At 60.6% G+C, this 14,771-nt stretch carries 10 protein-coding genes, 6 tRNA genes and 1 pseudogene; 4 read left to right on the top strand and 13 right to left on the bottom strand.

Translation table 11 applies throughout. The features are described from left to right. Positions 1 to 47: 47 nt before the first annotated feature. Entirely contained in the window at positions 48 to 938 is an 891-nt protein-coding gene (locus WIN67_RS10720) for a LysR family transcriptional regulator (protein WP_102863672.1), read from the top strand. 84 nt (positions 939 to 1,022) lie between these two features. Next, positions 1,023 to 4,301, top strand: coding sequence for an EAL domain-containing protein (locus WIN67_RS10715; RefSeq protein WP_102882510.1), 3,279 nt, complete (start codon positions 1,023 to 1,025; stop codon positions 4,299 to 4,301). Positions 4,302 to 4,348: 47 nt separating this feature from the next. On the opposite strand, the gene WIN67_RS10710 is transcribed toward WIN67_RS10715, so the two are convergent. From WIN67_RS10710 to gltX, 12 genes are all read right to left on the bottom strand, one after another. Beyond that, positions 4,349 to 4,795 (bottom strand): Hsp20 family protein, encoded by a 447-nt coding sequence (locus WIN67_RS10710; RefSeq protein ID WP_102882511.1) that lies wholly within the window; start codon positions 4,793 to 4,795, stop codon positions 4,349 to 4,351. 114 nt (positions 4,796 to 4,909) lie between these two features. Beyond that, positions 4,910 to 5,869: a tRNA dihydrouridine synthase gene (locus tag WIN67_RS10705; RefSeq protein WP_102863678.1), complete on the bottom strand. Its 960-nt coding sequence runs from the start codon at positions 5,867 to 5,869 to the stop codon at positions 4,910 to 4,912. A 185-nt stretch (positions 5,870 to 6,054) separates the two neighbouring features. Beyond that, entirely contained in the window at positions 6,055 to 6,489 is a 435-nt protein-coding gene (locus WIN67_RS10700) for a thioesterase family protein (protein ID WP_339071197.1), read from the bottom strand. Between the two features lie 47 nt (positions 6,490 to 6,536). Beyond that, complete coding sequence (locus tag WIN67_RS10695) at positions 6,537 to 7,370, bottom strand: alpha/beta fold hydrolase (protein ID WP_115581979.1); 834 nt, start codon at positions 7,368 to 7,370, stop codon at positions 6,537 to 6,539. Between the two features lie 29 nt (positions 7,371 to 7,399). Further along, positions 7,400 to 7,939, bottom strand: coding sequence for a TetR/AcrR family transcriptional regulator (locus WIN67_RS10690; RefSeq protein WP_102882513.1), 540 nt, complete (start codon positions 7,937 to 7,939; stop codon positions 7,400 to 7,402). Between the two features lie 183 nt (positions 7,940 to 8,122). Further along, positions 8,123 to 8,198 (bottom strand) — tRNA-Glu (locus WIN67_RS10685). Positions 8,199 to 8,276: 78 nt separating this feature from the next. Then, positions 8,277 to 8,352, bottom strand: a tRNA-Ala gene (locus WIN67_RS10680). A gap of 52 nt (positions 8,353 to 8,404) precedes the next feature. Further along, positions 8,405 to 8,480 (bottom strand) — tRNA-Glu (locus WIN67_RS10675). A gap of 79 nt (positions 8,481 to 8,559) precedes the next feature. Continuing rightward, positions 8,560 to 8,635, bottom strand: a tRNA-Ala gene (locus tag WIN67_RS10670). A 52-nt stretch (positions 8,636 to 8,687) separates the two neighbouring features. Next, a tRNA-Glu gene (locus WIN67_RS10665) sits at positions 8,688 to 8,763 on the bottom strand. A gap of 80 nt (positions 8,764 to 8,843) precedes the next feature. Further along, positions 8,844 to 8,919: transfer RNA gene (locus WIN67_RS10660), tRNA-Ala, on the bottom strand. A gap of 279 nt (positions 8,920 to 9,198) precedes the next feature. Then, a complete protein-coding gene (gene gltX / locus WIN67_RS10655; RefSeq protein WP_102882514.1) occupies positions 9,199 to 10,680 on the bottom strand; it encodes a glutamate--tRNA ligase in 1,482 nt (493 codons plus the stop codon). Between the two features lie 223 nt (positions 10,681 to 10,903). Between gltX and WIN67_RS10650 the strand changes: the two are divergent. After that, positions 10,904 to 11,032: pseudogene (locus WIN67_RS10650) on the top strand (hypothetical protein); the annotation flags it as partial. A 168-nt stretch (positions 11,033 to 11,200) separates the two neighbouring features. On the opposite strand, the gene uvrB reads toward WIN67_RS10650, so the two are convergent. Further along, positions 11,201 to 13,216 carry an excinuclease ABC subunit UvrB gene (gene uvrB / locus WIN67_RS10645; protein ID WP_102863684.1) on the bottom strand — a complete coding sequence of 672 codons (2,016 nt, stop codon included), beginning with the start codon at positions 13,214 to 13,216 and terminating at the stop codon, positions 11,201 to 11,203. Between the two features lie 336 nt (positions 13,217 to 13,552). Here uvrB and WIN67_RS10640 point away from each other — a divergent pair, with 336 nt between their 5' ends. Further along, positions 13,553 to 14,749, top strand: coding sequence for an amino acid aminotransferase (locus tag WIN67_RS10640; protein ID WP_102863685.1), 1,197 nt, complete (start codon positions 13,553 to 13,555; stop codon positions 14,747 to 14,749). The last annotated feature ends 22 nt before the right edge of the window (positions 14,750 to 14,771 follow it).

Here is a 14,771-nt window from a genome sequence, read left to right as displayed (position 1 = left end):
TCAAATTCATATTTTTCATGCTTTGGATAACCAACTGGAATACAACCATGGACCTGGCCAACCTCAATGCCTTTATAGCCATCGCCGAGACCGGCAGCTTTTCCGGCGCTGGTGAACGCCTGCACCTGACCCAGCCCGCTATCAGCAAACGTATCGCCGGCCTGGAGCAGCAGCTCAATGTGCGCCTGTTCGACCGCCTGGGCCGCGAGGTCGGCCTGACCGAGGCCGGACGCGCTTTGCTGCCCCGGGCGTATCAGATCATCAACGTGCTGGACGACACCCGTCGCGCCCTGACCAACCTCACCGGGGAAGTCAGCGGCCGCCTGACCCTGGCCACCAGCCATCACATCGGCCTGCACCGCCTGCCGCCGCTGCTGCGGGCCTTTACCCGGCGCTACCCGCAAGTGGCGCTGGACATCCAATTCCTCGATTCCGAGGTGGCCTACGAGGAAATCCTCCACGGCCGCGCCGAACTGGCGGTGATCACCTTGGCACCCGAGCCCCACAGCCTGATCAAGGCCACCGCGGTCTGGGACGACCCGCTGGACTTTGTCGCCGCCCCGGAACATCCGCTGGTCAGCAACGGCCAGGTCAGCCTGGCGGATATTGCCCTGCATCCGGCAGTTTTTCCCGGCGGCAACACCTTTACCCACCATATTGTCCAACGCTTGTTCGAGGCCCAAGGCCTGACGCCGAACATCGCCATGAGCACTAACTATCTGGAAACTATAAAGATGATGGTTTCCATCGGTCTGGCCTGGAGCGTCCTGCCCCGCACCATGCTCGACGATCAAGTCGCGCGCATTCCTTTACCGGGCATACAACTGCGACGCCAGCTAGGCTATATCCTGCATACCGAACGGACGCTGTCGAATGCTGCGCGGGCCTTCATGGCCTTACTGGATGCACAAGTCGATTGGCCAGGGAACCCGGCATAGCTCTTCCGGGTATTGCCCGTGCCAAGCCGAACTGTCATGAGTATCCCGCGCCAAACGAATGACTCAGCTCAAGGCCTGACACCCATGCCAAAACCCGCTGACCGTATTCCACCCATGCCGCGTATCCATGCTGTCGACCCCAGGGAGTCGGAACAAAGCTGGGAAAGCGCACCGCAGTTGCTCGCCGCTCTCAATGGCGCGCGGCTGGGAGCCTGGTATTGGGATATTGAAAGCGGGCAGATCAGCTGGTCCCGGGGCACCCAGGCACTGTTTGGCTTCGATCCACGCCAACCCCTGCCGGAAAACCTCGAATACCTCGATCTGCTCCCCATTGAAGACCGGGCCAGAACCGTGCGGGCTTTTCATTCGGTGCTGGCGGGAGCGCCCCTGGAACACGCGATGCACCACCGCATTCGCTGGCCCGATGGCAGCCTGCACTGGCTGGAGATCAACGGCAGCGTGCTACCGGACAAGCATGGCAAGCCCCGAATGATCGGGGTGATCCGCGAGATCACCCACCAACGCCAGCGGGAGGAAGCCCTCAGCAGCTCGGAAAAACGTTTCGCCACCCTGTTTCACCTGTGCCCCAACATGGTGCTGCTGACCCGCCTGGAAGATGGCCTGATCAGCGAGGCCAACCAATACTTCGAAAGCCAGTTCGGCTGGCCCGCCGAACATGTGATAGGCCGCACTACCCTAGAGATCGGCCTGTGGGTTAATCCCGAACAGCGCGCCCAACTGATCAAGGCCGTGCAGAAAAAGGGCCAGGCCGCCAGCCTCGAAGTCCAGTTCCGCGCCAGCAACGGCCAGATCCACGACGGCATTCTCAGCGCGCAGAAAATCGAACTGGAAGGCAAGCCCTACCTGCTCAGCACCTTTCTCGATACCAGCGAACGCAAAAGAGCCGAACAAGCCCTCAAAGACAGCCAGGAACGCCTCGACCTGGCCCTGGATTCGGCGCAACTGGGCACCTGGGATTGGCACATTCCCAGCGGCATGCTCTATGGCTCGGCCCGGGCCGCACAATTGCACGGCCTGGAGCCAGCGCCCTTCCATGAATCCTTCGAAGCCTTTTTCGAGGGCGTCCCCACTGAAGAACGCGACAGCATGCGCGATGCCTATCGCAGCCTGCGGGAAGGGCCGGCGGGCAACTACCAGCTGACTTACCGGGTGCAACTGGCGGACGGCAGCTCGCGTTACCTGGAAAGCCGCGCTCGCCTCTATCGCGACGAGCAGGGCAATCCACTGCGCATGGCCGGAACGCTGCTGGACATCACCGAACAGGTGGAACGCGAACAGCGCCTGATCACTTCGGAAGAGAAGTTCGCCAGCCTGTTCCAGGTCAGCCCGGACCCCATCTGCCTGACCCTGCTGGAAACCGGCCAGTTCATCGAGATCAATTCAAGCTTCACCCAGACCTTCGGCTGGACCCCGGAAGATGTGATCAACCGCAGCGCCGAACAGATCGGCTTCTGGGCAGATCCCGCCCCGCGTCTGCGGCGGATCGAACAGGTGATTCGCGAACAGGCGCTGAACAACGTGGCAGTGGTGGTCAACCACAAGAACGGCCAGGCACTGACCTGCATCATTTCCAGCCGCCTGATCACTGTCGACAAGCAGCCGTGCATCGTCACCACGCTGCGGGATATCACCCAGCAACAGCGTTCCGAGGCCGCGCTCAAGGCCAGCGAAGAGAAATTCGCCAAGGCCTTCCACTCCAGTCCTGACGCCATCACCATCACCGAGCGCGACACCGGCCGCTACCTAGAGGTCAACGACGGCTTCTGCCGCCTGACCGGCTACCGCACCGATGAAGTGCTCGGCCGCACCATGTACCAGGTCGGCATCTGGGCCGAAGAAGCCCAGCTCGCCACACTGCTGGCGGAGCTCAGGCTCAAGGGCCGGGTGCATCACCTGGAAATGCTCGGGCGTAACAAGCGCGGGGAAATCCTCACCCTAGAGGTCTCGGTGGAGCCGATCATCCTCAATGAAACACCGTGCCTGCTGCTGACGGCCCGGGACGTCAGCCTGCTGAAGAATGCCCAGGCGCAGATCCGCCACCTGGCCTACCACGATCCCTTGACCAACCTGCCCAACCGCGCCCTGCTGATGGACCGCCTGAGCCAGCAGATCGCTCTGCTCAAGCGCCACAACCTGCGGGGCGCCCTGCTGTTCCTCGACCTGGACCACTTCAAGCACATCAACGACTCCCTGGGGCACCCGGTGGGCGATACCGTACTGAAGATCATCACCGCCAGACTGGAAGCCAGCGTGCGCATGGAGGACACCGTCGCGCGCCTGGGCGGCGATGAATTCGTGGTGCTGCTCAGCGGCCTGGAAGGCTCGCGCAATGAGGTCAGTGAACAAGTACGGCAACTGGCCGGGACCCTGCGCGAGCTGCTCTCGGAACCGATGTTCCTCGACGGCCAGCGCCTGCAGGTCACCCCCAGCATCGGCGTGGCGCTGATTCCCGATCACGGCTCGACCCCCACCGACCTGCTCAAGCGCGCCGACATTGCCCTTTACCGCGCCAAGGACTCCGGGCGCAACACCACGCAGATGTACCACAACACCATGCAGAAGGCCGCCAGCGAACGCCTGCGCATGGAAACCGACCTGCGCCTGGCCCTGTCCCGCGGCGAATTCAGCGTGCACTACCAGCCACAGGTGGATGCCCGCGACAACCGCATCGTCGGCGCCGAGGCCCTGGTGCGTTGGCAGCACCCGGAGCTGGGGGCGCAATCACCGACGGAGTTCATCAAGGTGCTGGAGGACAGCGGACTGATCCTTGAAGTGGGCACCTGGATTCTCGATGAAGCCTGCCTGGCCTTCAGCCAACTGATCGAGCAAGGCCTGGTGGACCCGCACCACTTCAGCCTATGCGTCAACATCAGCCCTCGGCAATTTCGCCAGAACGACTTCGTCGAACGAATCGAACACAGCCTGACTGCCTATGCCCTGCCCTCATCATTGCTGAAGCTGGAGATCACCGAAGGCATCGTGATCCAGAACCTGGATGACACCATCAACAAGATGCGTCGACTGAAAAAACTTGGGGTCAGTTTTGCCATGGACGACTTCGGCACCGGCTACTCCTCCCTGACGTACCTAAAACGCCTGCCGGTGGACACCCTGAAGATAGACCAGTCATTTGTCCGCGATGCCACCCACGACCCCAACGATGCGGAAATCATCCGGGCCATCGTCGCCATGGCCCGCAGCCTGAACCTGAAGGTCATCGCCGAAGGCGTGGAAACCCCACAGCAACTGGAATTCCTCCAGGGGCTGGAATGCCATCTGTACCAGGGCTACCTGCACAGCCAGCCGCTGCCCCTGAGCGAATTCAAGAAGCTGCTGAAATGACAGGCACGAAAAAGGGCGCCACCAGGGCGCCCTTTTTTACAGCGGTCTTAGTGTTGCAGAGCCGGCTGCTGCGCACCGTTGATCGGAATGCGCTTTGGCTTCGCCTCTTCCGGTACAACCCGCAGCAGGTCAATGTTCAGCAGACCGTTGCTCAGGGCTGCGGCCTTGACCTCGATATGGTCGGCCAGGCGGAAGGACAGCTTGAATGCACGCTGGGCAATGCCCTGGTGCAGGTAGGTGACACTTTCATTGGCGTCGCGCTTGCCACCGCTCACGGTCAACACACCTTTCTCCACTTGCAGTTCCAGATCTTCATCCTGGAAGCCGGCAGCGGCGATGACGATGCGGTATTGGTCGTCGGCGTGTTTTTCAACGTTGTAGGGTGGATAGCTGCTGCTCGGTTCGTTGCGCAACGCCGATTCAAACAGGTCGTTGAAACGGTCGAAGCCAACAGAGGAACGGAACAGTGGAGCCAGGGAAAATGCAGTACTCATGGGTCTATCTCCTGATTTTTCAGCGAGTGGTTATCTCCGCGACCCGAATTCGGCGTCGCGTACCCAAGAGATAGGGACCGCTCCTGACATTTCAAGAGGCTTTTTTTGAAATTTTTACGCCGCTTCGCTGCGGGGCATGCCCAGCAGCCGCCCCACCTGATCCAAATCGGTTTCCCGACGCAGAGCGGTAAACAGCTCAACCGCCTCCGGATAGTTGCGGGTCAGCATGGCCAGCCATTGCTTCAAACGCCCCGGGGCTGAACGGGGGGTCAGTTGCACCACCACCTGGGCCCAGAAGTCCTGAAGCATGGGCTGCAGATCGGCCCAGGACATTTCCACCACCTCCTCCCCAGCGCGAGCGGCGGCGATCTGCCGGGCCAGGTCCGGACGCGAGACCAGCCCACGACCGAGCATGATGTCCTCCACGCCACTGATCTCCCGACAGCGCCGCCAATCCTCGACGCTCCAGATATCGCCGTTAGCGAACACCGGCACCTTGACCACATCCTGCACCCGAGGAATCCACTCCCAATGAGCGGGCGGCTTGTAGCCATCGACCTTGGTCCGTGCGTGAACCACGATATGTTCCGCGCCACCCTCGGCCAGCGCCGTAGCGCACACCAGCGAACCGTCCGGACTATCGAAGCCCAGGCGCATTTTTGCCGTGACCGGGATATGTGCAGGCACCGCTCGCCGCACATGCTCGACAATCTGATTCAGCAGTTCGGGCTCCTTAAGCAGCACCGCCCCACCCCGGGACTTGTTGACGGTCTTGGCTGGACAGCCAAAATTCAGGTCGATCACCTCGCTGCCAAGCTCGCAGGCCAGCGCGGCATTTTCAGCCAGGCACACCGGATCGGACCCCAGCAACTGCACGCGCAATGGCACGCCGGCAGCGGTATGCGCGCCTTGCAGCAACTCGGGAGCGAGCTTGTGGAAATAGGCAGGCGTCAGTAGACGGTCATTGACGCGAATGAACTCGGTGACACACCAGTCGATCCCGCCAACACGAGTCAACACATCCCGCAGGATGTTGTCGACCAACCCCTCCATGGGCGCCAGGGCAATTTGCATGAAACACACTCAACGAAAAATCAGGCGAAAAAACGTCCGCCAGTTTACTGGGTTTCACCCGATAACAGGAATTTTGTAGGAACGGCCGAGCGGCGTTGCGCTTAGCGACAAATGGGTTCTCCGGCCTGACAGCGCCCTTGAACACGCCTTCGCTGGCAAGACGGTATCCACAGGAGCCAAGGTGATCACGAGCCCAGCAGGGCTGTGCCGTAGCCCTCAAGGAATTCGGCGGGCATACGCTTGGGCTTGCCGCTGGACAGCTCGATGCAGACAAAAGTGGTCTGGGCCCGCAACAAGGTACTGCCATCGCTCGGACGGACCAGCTGGAAACGTCGAGTCATCTTCAGGCGCTGATCCCAATCGACGATCCAGGTGGCCAGTTGCAGCTCATCGCCTTCATAAGCCGCGGTCAGATAGTCGATCTCGTGCCGCACCACGGCCATCGCCCGATCCAGGCGACGATACTCGGCCAGATCCAGCCCCAGACGTTGCGAGTGACGCCAGGCGCAACGCTCCAGCCAGGTCACGTAGACCGCATTATTGGCGTGCCCCAAGCCATCGATATCCTCGGCCACCACCTGCAGATCGATAACGAATGGCGTTGCCAGATCCCAACTCATGCCCAACTCCCGGTCAGATTTTTTGACCGGGGCAGTGTAGCGGATGCTCAGGCAGATTGGCGCGCCGGCAGATGGCGTCCGGTGACCAGAGTGATCACAGCGTCGATCACTCGGGGATCGGCCAACACTCGCTGATGACCTCCTTCACTCAAGCGCAGCAAGCGACTGTCGAACCAGGCCTGGTGGATCAACTCCGACTCCTTGACCGGTACAAATCGATCATCTTCGGCATGAATGATCAGGCCAGGCATCTCCAACTGATACTGAGCCACGTCCAGAGTCGCGGCACGCATCCCTACATCCTTCTCCACTTGACGGATAAAGGCCGAGCGCGCCCTGGGCGGCAAGCGCATGTAGCGGGCAAAACCTCGCAACACGCCAAGAATCCGAGCCGGCGCGGCGATACTGACCAGGGTTTCGGTGCGCAGTCCCAACTGCACAGCGAGCATGGCGCTGGCACCGCCCATGGAGTGACCAATCACTGCGCGCAAGGGGGGCAATTCCGCTGCTGCCTCCAACATCGCCCGGGCAAAGAGCACCACATTGGCCTCCTCCCCTGGAGAGCGGCCGTGGGCGGGACCGTCCAGCGCCACTGCGGTATAGCCAGCCGCCACCAGCGCCTCGATCAGGCTGGCAAATTGAGTGGGTCGCCCTTCCCAGCCATGCATCAGCAACACTGTCGGCCCCTGCCCCCAACGCAAGGCAGAGAGGCCAAAGCGCAAGGTCAGACGCTCAGCACGCTCCAGCAGGGGCAGCTCCCACTCTCGGGGCGGCAGCTCACGGGGAGTCATGAACAACTGGCGCATCCGATTCGCCGCCCACTGAGGAGCCACCCAGCCCAGAGTGCCATTGACACCACGAATCCAGCTCAATCCGCTCATCGCCCAACACCTCGCAACCGAACTTCAGGTCATAGAACCGCCGACTTGGCGGCACGCAGTAGACGATCGGACAATTCACCCGGCCCCAGAGCTCGCGCCAGGGACAACCCACCAACCATCAACGCCATATCCGCCAACGCCTTGTCCGTGTCCTCGGGGCTTGCGGCCAACTGCGCGACCATCAGCTCCATATGCTCGTTCAAAGCCTTGCGAAAACTCTCTGGAAGCCGCCCCAGCTCACCCACCGATGCCGGAATCGGACAGGCCTGCTCAGTGGAGTCGCGGTGCTTGCGCGACAGATAGAACGCTGCCGTCAGCGCCCTTCGCTCCTCACCACTCAAGCCTGCGTCCATCTCGTCGAGCAAGCCACGTCGGTGGGCGAGCAGTTGGGTGAACGCCTCAAGCATCAGCGCATCCTTGCTCTCGAAGTGCGCATAGAAGCCACCCACCGTCAGCCCGGCAGCCCCCATCACCTCACCCACACTCGGTTCGGCCGGGCCTCGCTGGATCAGCGCCGAACTGGCAGCCTGGAGAATACGTTCGCGGGTTTGAGCTTTTTTATCGTTCATCGTTGCCTCCGAATATTACGGACAAAATATTATTCCCATAATAATTTTCCGCAAGTCGTCAGTGTGACCGCCGGTCAGAAGTGCAGGCTGAGGAAGAGGGTAAAAGTTGGCCGGACGCCAGAAAAACAAAAGGGCCATTCAATAATTGAATGACCCTTAAAAATCCCGCATAGCGGGTAAACGTGGCGTCCCCTAGGGGACTCGAACCCCTGTTACCGCCGTGAAAGGGCGGTGTCCTAGGCCACTAGACGAAGGGGACACATACCCTTCTAACAGTTGATCAGTGCTGAGTTCTGATCGATTCAAGACCCGTGTGGCCAGGCCTTGAACTGTAAATTGGTGGAGCTAGACGGGATCGAACCGTCGACCTCTTGCATGCCATGCAAGCGCTCTCCCAGCTGAGCTATAGCCCCAGATTTTCGCCTCGCGGCGCAGCGAAATCTTGCAACATCGCTTGTGTGAAACTGGCGTCCCCTAGGGGACTCGAACCCCTGTTACCGCCGTGAAAGGGCGGTGTCCTAGGCCACTAGACGAAGGGGACGCAAACCCTTCTAACAGTTGATCAGTGCTGAGTACTGATCGATTCAAGGCCGGTGTGGCCAGACCTTGAACTGCAAATTTGGTGGAGCTAGACGGGATCGAACCGTCGACCTCTTGCATGCCATGCAAGCGCTCTCCCAGCTGAGCTATAGCCCCGGATTTTCGCCTCGCGGCGCAGCGACATCTTGCAACATCACTTGTGTGAAACTGGCGTCCCCTAGGGGACTCGAACCCCTGTTACCGCCGTGAAAGGGCGGTGTCCTAGGCCACTAGACGAAGGGGACGCAAACCCTTCTATACAACTGATCAGTGCTGAGTACTGATCGATTCAAGGCCGGTGTGGCCAGGCCTTGAACTGCAAATTTGGTGGAGCTAGACGGGATCGAACCGTCGACCTCTTGCATGCCATGCAAGCGCTCTCCCAGCTGAGCTATAGCCCCTCGTCGGTGAGGACGGGGCGAATCTTAAGGGGCGATCGGAAGGCTGTCAATTTTTTTTCCGTATTTTGAAAAAAAATTTGCCGGGATAACAACCACTTACCGCCCTGCCCCAAAAACCCTGGCTTTTTCAGCCTTAGCGGCCCGTGCCAACTCCCATAAACGGGGGGCCGCGAGCCGCCTGGAACCCACTTTGCCAGCGACCAATCGACCTGGCGCCTGAGAATCAAGCGTAGTCGAAAAGCCCGCAGCGCCTTGTAGCTCCCCTGCTGCGAAGCGCCGTCAGCCGATGGCGCCCAGCAGTTTTTCCCACTCCTTGTTCTCTTTCTTCGACACGCCACCGAGCAGGTCGATGGCCTGGCGCAAACGGAAACGAGTAAGGTCAGGCCCCAGGATCTCCATGGCATCGAGCACCGACACCGAGCTGGCCTGACCAGTGATCGCAGCGAACATCAGCGGCATGGCGTCACGCAGTTTCAGCTCCAGGGATTCAACCACTGCCTGAATGGTCGCGGTGATGCTGTCTTTCTCCCACTGGCGCAGGCTCTCGAGCTTCCACAGGATCAACTGCATCACTTGCCGCACCTGATCGCCAGAAAGCTTCTTGGATTCGAACAACTTGGCATCCGGGGTCACGCCACCGGCGAAGAAGAAGCCGGCCAACGGTGCGATCTGGCTGAAGGTCTCAACCCGGCCTTGCACATGGGGCGCGATCTTCATCAGGTACTCAGGATTCAGCGCCCAGGTCTGCACGCGACTGGCGAACTCTTCCACCGGCAGGTCACGCAACCACTGGCCGTTGAGCCAGGACAGTTTCTCGATATCGAAGATCGGCCCACCCAGGGATACCCGCGACAGGTCAAAGTTATCGACCATTTCCTGCAACGAGAACTTCTCGCGTTCGTCCGGCATCGACCAGCCCATGCGCCCCAGATAATTGAGCATGGCTTCCGGCATGAAGCCCATGCGCTCATAAAAGGTCACAGAGGTTGGATTCTTGCGCTTGGACAGCTTGCTCTTGTCCGGATTGCGCAGCAGCGGCATGTAGCACAACTGCGGCTGCTCCCAACCGAAGTACTCGTAGAGCAGAATCAGCTTCGGTGCCGAAGGTAGCCACTCTTCACCGCGCAGCACATGGGTGATGCCCATCAGGTGGTCATCGACCACGTTGGCCAGGAAGTAGGTCGGCAGGCCATCGGTCTTCATCAGGACCTGCATGTCCATGCGATCCCACGGAATTTCGACATCGCCACGCAGCAGATCAGGCACCACACAAACGCCTTCGGTCGGCACCTTCATACGAATCACATGGGGCTCACCGGCCGCCAGACGCCGGGCCACTTCTTCCTTGGACAGCAGCAAGGCGCGGCCGTCATAACGCGGCGTCTCGCCACGAGCCATCTGCTCGGCGCGCATCTGGTCCAGCTCTTCGGCCGTGCAGAAGCATGGGAACGCGTGACCCAGGTCCACCAATTGCTGAGCATATTTCTGATAGATATCGCCGCGCTCGCTCTGGCGATAAGGACCATGGGGACCGCCCACATCCGGCCCTTCGCTCCAGTTGATGCCCAACCAGCGCAAGGCATCGAAAATCTGCTGCTCGGACTCGCGGGTCGAACGCAACTGATCGGTGTCTTCGATACGCAGGATGAACTCACCGCCATGCTGCTTGGCAAAGCAATAGTTGAACAAAGCGATGTAAGCGGTACCTACGTGGGGGTCCCCGGTAGGCGATGGCGCGATGCGCGTGCGGACGGTGGTCATGGCATATCTCGAAAAGATAGAAAAACGAGGAATAAAACAGGGGGCGAATGGTAACAGGCGACCCCGGCCCGGCTCCAGTAAGGAGGGCATTTAAGCCAAGGTTGCGACTACAGGCCGCCGCAGAGCCCATGAATGGTCAAGTATCAGCGCCTGGCATTTACCACCCACGGGCTATATGCCAGGTTCACCCGCTAATAAATTTTCTTACACTTTTTGATTGCGGCTGTGCGCCCTGGGATTTGACCTGTTCGGGCTCGCGAGCCTCTCTTCCGGAGTGCTCAACCCGGACCTCGCCGGGCCGCAGCGCAATCAGATCCAGATCATCCGCGCCCTGAGGCAGCCGCTGATCATGACCCACAACGACGTCTTCCAGGTTGTCGGCATCGCCCAAGGAGGAGAAGCCCACTGACCCACGAAATGCCTGCAGCAGTTGGCTTGCCAGCGAAGCCCCCCCCTCGAGCACCGCACAGGACTTGAGCCCCTCTTCGCCGGCCAGCCAGCTCCGAGGGATCGAACGCCGTTAGACGGTCAGCAAGCGCTCGCGCAGCTTGGTGATTTCGTCGCGCATCTGCGCCGCCGCCTCGAACTCCAGGTCCCGGGCCAGTTGGTACATTTTTTCTTCGAGCTGGCGAATGCGCTTGGTGATTTCGCTGGGCGAACGCAGTTCGTTTTCGTAGCGGGCACTTTCTTCGGCGGCCTTGGCCATGCCCTTGCGCTTCTTGCTGCGCGAGCCCGGCACGGTGGCGCCTTCCATGATGTCGGCGACATCCTTGAACACCCCTTTGGGGGTGATGCCGTTGGCCAGGTTGAAGGCAATCTGCTTGTCACGCCGCCGTTCGGTCTCTCCAATCGCCCGCTCCATGGAGCCGGTGATGCGGTCGGCATAGAGAATCGCCCGGCCATTGAGGTTACGCGCGGCGCGACCGATGGTCTGGATCAGCGAACGCTCGGAACGCAGGAAGCCTTCCTTGTCGGCATCGAGAATCGCCACCAGCGACACTTCCGGCATGTCCAGGCCTTCACGCAGCAGGTTGATCCCCACCAGCACATCAAAGGTGCCCAGGCGCAGGTCGCGAATGATTTCCACACGCTCCACGGTGTCGATGTCCGAGTGCAGATAACGCACGCGCACACCGTGGTCGGCCAGGTAGTCGGTCAAGTCCTCAGCCATGCGCTTGGTCAGGGTGGTGACCAGCACTCGCTCTTCCACCGCCACGCGCTTGGTGATTTCCGACAACAGGTCATCCACCTGGGTCAGGGCCGGGCGTACTTCCACCTGGGGGTCCACCAGGCCGGTGGGACGCACCACCTGCTCCACAATGCGCCCGGCGTGCTCAGCCTCATAGTTGCCCGGGGTAGCAGAGACGAAGATGGTCTGCGGGCTGACGCCTTCCCACTCGTCAAAACGCATCGGCCGGTTGTCCAGCGCCGATGGCAGGCGAAAACCATATTCCACCAGAGTCTCCTTGCGCGAACGGTCGCCCTTATACATGGCGCCCACCTGAGGCACGCTGACGTGGGATTCGTCGATCACCAACAGCGCATCCGCCGGCAGGTAGTCGTACAAGGTGGGTGGCGCGGCGCCGGCGGGACGGCCGGAGAGGTAGCGCGAGTAGTTCTCGATGCCGTTGCAATAGCCCAGCTCGAGGATCATCTCCAGATCGAAACGGGTGCGTTGTTCCAGACGTTGGGCTTCCACCAGTTTGTTGTTGGAGCGCAGGTATTCCAGGCGTTCCTGCAGTTCCACCTTGATCCCCTCGATAGCGTCCAGCAGGGTTTCCCGTGGGGTCACGTAGTGGCTCTTGGGGTAGAAGGTGAAACGCGGCAGCTTGCGGATCACTTCGCCGGTCAACGGGTCGAAAGCGCTGATGCTTTCCACTTCGTCGTCGAACAGCTCGATGCGGATCGCTTCCAGGTCGGATTCCGCCGGATAAATGTCGATCACGTCGCCACGCACACGGAAGGTGGCGCGAGCGAAGTCCATATCGTTGCGGGTGTATTGCAGGTCCGCCAGGCGCCGCAGCAAGGCACGCTGGTCGAGCTTGTCGCCGCGGTCCACGTGCAGAACCATTTTCAGGTAGGTTTCCGGGCTGCCCAGACCATAGATGCAAGACACCGTGGTCACGATGATCGCGTCCTTGCGCTCCAGCAGCGCCTTGGTCGCCGACAGGCGCATCTGCTCGATATGGTCGTTGATCGATGCATCCTTCTCGATAAAGGTATCCGAGGAAGGCACATAGGCTTCGGGCTGGTAGTAGTCGTAATAGGAAACGAAGTACTCCACCGCGTTGTTCGGGAAGAAGGCCTTGAATTCGCCATACAACTGGGCAGCCAGGGTCTTGTTCGGCGCCAGCACCAGGGTTGGGCGCTGCACCTGGGCGATCACGTTGGCAATGCTGAAAGTCTTGCCCGAACCGGTCACACCGAGCAGGGTCTGGTGCGCCAGCCCAGCCTCGATGCCTTCGACCAGCAGGCGGATGGCTTCCGGCTGGTCGCCGGCGGGCTGGAAGCGGGTGACTAGCTGGAATTCGGACATAACCTACCTCTGGGATCATTCGTGCGCGGCCATACCGTACAGGAACGAGAAAGACCGCGTACGCCCCATGTCGCCGGGGAAAAAACGGGAATGCGCTAGATGTGGAGCCAAATACTACGGCTTTCAAGGGAAAGGCCTGACACCCGCTAACACCCAGGATGTTGCAATAAGACTAACGGTCGAAAAATAAAGCGAAAAACTTGCTGCAAAAGGTCAATCGACTGTCGCCCACCGCGATGATGGCCTCTATACTAGCTCCCCGTTTGTGCACCGCTCTAGTGCATTCGGCTGGAGCGCGACACGTCCCTCCACACTCCATTCAGAGCCGCCGTAAAAATGAGCCTGTTCTCCGCTGTCGAAATGGCACCACGCGATCCAATCCTGGGCCTCAACGAAGCATTCAACGCCGACACCCGAACCAACAAGGTCAACCTTGGGGTGGGCGTGTACTGCAACGAGGAGGGACGCATTCCACTCCTGCGCGCCGTTGTCGAAGCCGAGACAATTCGCGCCGCTCAACACGCTTCCCGTGGTTACCTGCCGATCGACGGCATTGCCGCCTATGACCAAGCGGTACAGAAACTGCTGTTCGGCAACGACTCGCCCCTGCTGGCCGCTGGCCGCGTGGTCACCACCCAGGCCGTTGGCGGTACTGGTGCACTGAAGATCGGCGCCGACTTCCTCAAGCAACTGCTGCCCAACGCTGTGGTCGCCATCAGTGATCCAAGCTGGGAAAACCACCGCGCACTGTTCGAAACCGCTGGTTTTCCGGTGCGGAACTACCGCTACTACGACGCCGCCACCCACGACGTAAACCGTGCCGGCCTGCTGGAAGACCTCAACGCCCTGCCGGCCCAATCGATCGTGGTGCTGCATGCCTGCTGCCACAACCCGACCGGTGTCGACCTGACTCCGCAGGACTGGAAAAACGTCCTGGAAGTGGTCAAGGCGAAAAACCTCGTGCCATTCCTCGACATGGCCTACCAGGGCTTTGGCGACGGCATCGACGAAGACGCCGCCGCAGTGCGCCTGTTCGCCGAGTCGGGCCTGACCTTCTTCGTGTCCAGCTCGTTCTCCAAGTCGTTCTCGCTGTACGGCGAGCGCGTTGGCGCTCTGTCCATCGTCAGCAGCTCGAAGGAAGAAAGCGCTCGCGTGCTGTCCCAGGTCAAGCGCGTGATCCGCACCAACTACTCCAACCCGCCAACCCATGGCGCAACCATCGTTGCCGCGGTGCTGAACAACCCGGAACTGCGCGCCCAGTGGGAGCAGGAACTGGCGGAAATGCGCCTGCGCATTCGCGGCATGCGCACCCAGATGGTCGACTTGCTGGCCAAAGGCGCCCCTGAGCACGACTTCAGTTTTGTCGGCCGCCAGTGCGGCATGTTCTCCTACTCCGGCCTGACCGTTGAGCAAGTGACCCGCCTGCGCAATGAATTCGGCATCTACGCCCTGGACACCGGCCGCATCTGCGTGGCCGCACTGAACCAGAACAACATCGACGTGGTGACCAAGGCCATCCTCCAGGTGATCTGATTCACGGCCGTCGCGCAAAAAG

This window comes from Pseudomonas idahonensis, from assembly GCF_037903935.1.
Lineage (GTDB): Bacteria > Pseudomonadota > Gammaproteobacteria > Pseudomonadales > Pseudomonadaceae > Aquipseudomonas > Aquipseudomonas danubii.
This window is presented reverse-complemented; position numbering and strand designations above follow the sequence as displayed.